The sequence below is a fragment of the Streptococcus danieliae genome, assembly GCF_013415245.1.
GTDB lineage: Bacteria > Bacillota > Bacilli > Lactobacillales > Streptococcaceae > Streptococcus > Streptococcus danieliae_A.
The window spans coordinates 1-5097 of the sequence record NZ_JACBXX010000154.1; the positions used below are offsets into that span (position 1 = coordinate 1).

Sequence of the window (5097 nt, forward strand, 5' to 3'; positions counted from 1 at the left end):
CGCAGGTGGTTACCAAAAGGGACCAAAGAAACAACTCCCAAAGAAGTCGCTTTTATTGAAAATTGGATAAACAATTATCCTAAAAAATGTTTGGACTACAAGTCACCAAAGGAATTTCTTAGTGGTGGCTAATTTCAACTTGAAATTTAGCAAAACATTTATTTTGAGGTTGACCTGTTCGAATCCACTGAATGACGTGCTTTTTTGGCTTTTTTTTGCTATAATTGATAGATAGTATTGTGTAGAGAAAGGCATTGGAAATGCAGGATAAACACCTTGTAGATGTAAATTTAACGAAAGAGATGAAGTCGAGTTTTATCGACTATGCCATGAGTGTTATCGTGTCTCGGGCTCTGCCGGATGTTCGAGATGGTTTAAAACCTGTTCATCGCCGTATTCTTTACGGAATGTATGATTTAGGAGTGACCCCAGATAAGCCCCATAAGAAATCCGCTCGTATTACCGGGGATGTCATGGGTAAATACCACCCTCATGGAGATTCGTCAATCTATGAAGCAATGGTACGGATGGCCCAGTGGTGGTCTTACCGTCACATGCTGGTTGATGGTCACGGGAACTTTGGTTCCATGGATGGGGACGGTGCAGCGGCTCAGCGGTATACTGAGGCACGGATGAGTAAAATTGCTCTCGAATTACTGAGAGATATTCAAAAAGACACCGTTGATTTTGTTCCCAACTATGATGGGAGTGAAATGGAGCCGTCCATCCTACCCTCTCGCTTCCCCAATCTGCTTGTTAACGGGGCGACAGGGATTGCGGTTGGGATGGCCACCAATATTCCGCCGCATAACCTAAGCGAATCGATTGATGCGGTCAAGTTGCTGATGGATAATCCAGAAGCAACCACCCGTGAATTGATGGATGTTTTGCCAGGTCCAGACTTTCCAACCGGAGCTCTGGTTATGGGCCGTTCAGGGATTCACAGAGCTTATGAGACCGGGAAGGGTTCTATTGTCCTTCGTTCTCGGACCGAGATTGAGGAAACCAAGTCTGGCCGGGAACGGATTGTCGTGACCGAATTTCCCTATATGGTCAACAAAGCCAAGGTCCAAGAGCACATTGTCAAATTGGTTCAAGAGAAGCGGATTGATGGAATCACTGCGGTCAGAGACGAGTCTAACCGAGAAGGGGTTCGCTTTGTGATTGAGATTCGCAGAGACGCATCCGCCAATGTGATCCTAAATAACCTCTTTAAGCTGACCCAGATGCAGACCAACTTCTCCTTCAATATGTTGGCGATCCAGAATGGCGTTCCTAAAATTCTCTCCCTTCGAGAGATTCTCGGTGCCTATATCGATCATCAGATCGATGTTGTTGTTCGCCGGACTCGTTTTGATAAGGAAAAAGCAGAAGCTAGAGCCCATATCTTAGAAGGTCTGTTGATTGCGCTGGATCATATTGATGAAGTTATTCAAATCATTCGTAATAGCGAGACCGATGCCCAGGCTCAAGCCGAGTTAATGGAGCGTTTCCAACTATCGGAACGGCAAAGTCAAGCCATCCTAGACATGCGCCTCCGCCGTCTGACAGGCTTGGAACGCGATAAGATTCAGTCCGAATATGACCAGCTCTTGGAATTGATTGCGGACTTGGCAGATATTCTGGCAAAACCAGAACGTGTTAAACAGATTATCCAAGAAGAACTGGATGAGATTAAACATAAATATGCCGATCCTCGTCGAACTGAATTGATGATTGGCGAGATTCTGAGTCTTGAGGATGAAGACCTCATTGAAGAAACCGATGTCTTGATCACCCTGTCCAATAAGGGCTACATCAAGCGGTTGGATCAATCTGAGTTTACGGCTCAAAAACGGGGCGGACGTGGTGTCCAAGGAACGGGTGTCAAGGATGACGATTTTGTCAGCCAATTGGTTTCGACCAGCACCCATGACCACCTGCTCTTCTTTACAAATCGCGGCCGAGTCTATCGCCTCAAAGGCTATGAAATCCCTGAGTATGGCCGGACAGCCAAAGGCTTGCCGATTATCAACCTTCTGAAATTGGAAGAGGGTGAAAGCATTCAGGCTCTTATGAATGTGACCAAGGAGCAGGAAGATGAAGGATTCTTCTTTTTCACCACCAAGTCTGGTATTATCAAACGAGTTCCGATTTCAGCCTTTAAAAATATCCGTCAAAATGGCTTGCTGGCTCTCAAACTCCGCGATGAAGATGAGTTGATTAACGTGCTCTTGACCGATGGCCAATCCGAAATCTTAATCGGAACCCGCTATGGTTATGCAGTCCGCTTTAAGGAAAACAGCCTGCGCCCGCTGGGGCGTGGTGCCGCTGGGGTCAAGGGTGTGAGTCTACGCGACCAAGACCAGGTAGTAGGCGCAAGTATCGTAACCGATGATGATGATTTAGTTGTGATCACAGAATTAGGTTATGGAAAACGAACCCCCGCCAAAGAATTCCCAACTAAAAATCGGGGTGGTAAGGGGATGATCCTCGCAAAAATCACTGAAAAGAATGGTCCACTTGTCGGCCTAAGAACAGTTAGTGAGGAACATGATTTAATGGTTATGACCGATAAAGGGGTGGTGATTCGGACCCATGCAGCAGATATCAGCCGCATTGGCCGTGCTGCTCAAGGAGTTAAGATCATGCGTTTGATTGAGGACTCTCGGATTGTAACCTTTACAACAATTGATGCAGAAATGGAAGAAACAATCGAAGATGGCGAAGAATAAAAAGAAAACGAGAAACTGGCCACGTTACCTGCTTGCAGGAATTCTCTTTGTTGTGGCACTGGGATTGATTTTTAACAGTTCAATCCGGAATATGATTATGGTCTACCATACCAACCAATACCAGGTTGCTAAAGTTTCCAAAGAAAAGATTGAAGAAAATAAGGCAGCAGAGGCCAACTTTGATTTTCAAAGTGTTGAAGCCTTATCAACAGAGCGAGTCCTAGAAGCGCAAATGAATCAGCAGGAACTCCCTGTTATTGGTGGGATTGCGATTCCCGATTTGAGTGTTAACCTACCCATCTTTAAAGGGTTGGCTAATGAGGTCCTTTATTATGGAGCCGGTACCATGAAGGCTGACCAGGTGATGGGACAAGGCAACTATTCGCTAGCTAGCCACCATGTCTTTGGGATTACAGGTGCCAATCAGATGCTCTTTTCACCATTGGAAAATGCCCAAAATGGTATGAAAATCTATTTGACAGATAAGGACAAGGTTTATACCTATACCATTAAGAGCGTTGAGACTGTTACACCGGATCGGATTGATGTGATCCAGGATACGGAAGGTGTAAATGAGCTGACGCTGGTGACCTGTGAGGACGCAGCAGCAGTCTATCGGACCATTGTGAAGGCTGATTTGACAGAGGAGTCTGACTTTAATAGCACCAATCCAGAAGTCTTAAAAGCATTTGAAAGTAGCTACAATCAAATGCAGTTGTAATCGTCCAAGGTTTGGGACAAGTTGTTCCAAACCTTTTTCTAATAGAAAGGAAGGCCACCGTGAGGTCAGATTATCGTTCGAAGAAAGCGGAACGACGTCGACGGGAACGGCGAACTTTAGGAATACTTTTTACTTTATTAGTACTTTTACTGGCTCTTTTTCTCAGTCTCGACTTTTTGGAAAAAGGAAAAAAGAGTCTAATAGCACCGCTCCTTTCTTTTTTTCAACCCAAAGAAGTCGCCAAACCGCGGTTTAACAAGGGTAATCAGGTTCTCTACAAGGATGGCGATGAGGAAATCATTGGTCGTGTAGTCAAAAGTACCGAAGATCCTGAGCTCGGCTTTGTTTATGAGGTCGAGCTGGAGTTAGGAGTGACGCAAAAGGAGATTCCGGAGAAGGAATTGTCGGCCGTTGCCACCCTCTATCAACTGGGGGAAGACGTAGATTTAGCGCCATCTTCGACCTTGGAAGGAAGCGGTCAAATTACGAAAATTAACCGTGTGCAGGATCAGATTATCTATGAGGCCTCGGTTGAAAATTTAGGCCACGTTTACGATATTAAAGAAGATGAGTTGAAAACTACGATTCAAATCGAGTTACGAGCGGAAAATAGTCGTGAGGAAAACAATGAAATTTTCCGACAAGCTCTGGAAGCATCCAGTAAAAATGGCTTTACCATCTTAGAGTTTCCAGAAGGGGAATTTGAGATGGGCTTTGATGACCCGGCCAAGGATTACTTTATCCTTCCCTCGAATATTCAGTTACGGGGGAATAACACAACTCTGGTTGTGGATGGTGCCATGTTCTGGTTTGGTTTAGCGACAGGACCAGGTGCGACAGACGGTCTAACCAATTTTATTTTGGAAGACTTGCATATTCGAGCTAAGGACTTGAAAAATGGCAACCAGTTTATGTTGATGGCCAATCATGGCTATAACTGGACCATTCGGAACAATCAATTTACCATGGTTCATAAAATGAGTAGCCATGTATTTGATTTAGGTGGCGTCCAATATGCAGAATTTATTGGAAATACCTTCGCTGGTTATGCCCCAAACCTAACGGCTACCAGTAGCCTCCCTGAAAATACAGACCTGCATCCTTTCTATGCCGAAGCGATTCAGTTGGATGCCAGCAATAATAGTGGTGTTTGGGATGGTGCCTATATCCGAAATATTGATCCCAACTATACTGCTAATAATCCGGAGACAATCCTATCTAGTGGTATTGTTATCCGCAACAACGAGTTTGTCCCTTATAAGGATTCCTCTGGTAAGATTGTCGCCTATGGCGCCACAGTCGGCCAGCATTCCTCTAAAGTGGGTTATATCACCTTATCTGGGAATCTCTTCCAGTCCACCCTATCTACCCGCTTTGGCCCTCTAGGAGACGATCGCTGGGTCCTTCGCCCAATCCACTTCCCCCTAGAGTCCACAACAGTCACCGAGTACGATAACCGGATTGAACCCTAGGAATGAGCCCAACAAAAAAAGGCTCTATAATTTCTATAGTGGGTAACGACCCAAAATAGGGATTATAGGGCTTTTTGAGGTACAAAAAAAGCCCCATATGACCTATAATGAATAGTGACCAAACCAACATTAGGAGAATCATATGGAACTTATTTATAATACCACAGAATTACTCGGAATTACAGATAAG

At 44.8% G+C, this 5097-nt stretch carries 3 protein-coding genes and 1 pseudogene; all 4 read left to right on the plus strand.

All coding sequences use genetic code 11. The features are described 5' to 3' along the window. Window positions 1–132: pseudogene (locus HZY94_RS07515) on the plus strand (IS30 family transposase); the annotation flags it as partial. Between the two features lie 128 nt (window positions 133–260). Further along, complete coding sequence (gene gyrA / locus HZY94_RS07520) at window positions 261–2714, plus strand: DNA gyrase subunit A (protein ID WP_179925674.1); 2454 nt, start codon at window positions 261–263, stop codon at window positions 2712–2714. Continuing rightward, complete coding sequence (locus HZY94_RS07525; protein WP_179925675.1) at window positions 2674–3435, plus strand: class A sortase; 762 nt, start codon at window positions 2674–2676, stop codon at window positions 3433–3435. Before gyrA ends, HZY94_RS07525 begins: the two co-directional genes overlap by 41 nt. 176 nt (window positions 3436–3611) lie before the next feature. After that, window positions 3612–4907, plus strand: coding sequence for an HlyD family secretion protein (locus tag HZY94_RS07530; protein ID WP_179925676.1), 1296 nt, complete (start codon window positions 3612–3614; stop codon window positions 4905–4907). Window positions 4908–5097 lie beyond the last annotated feature (190 nt).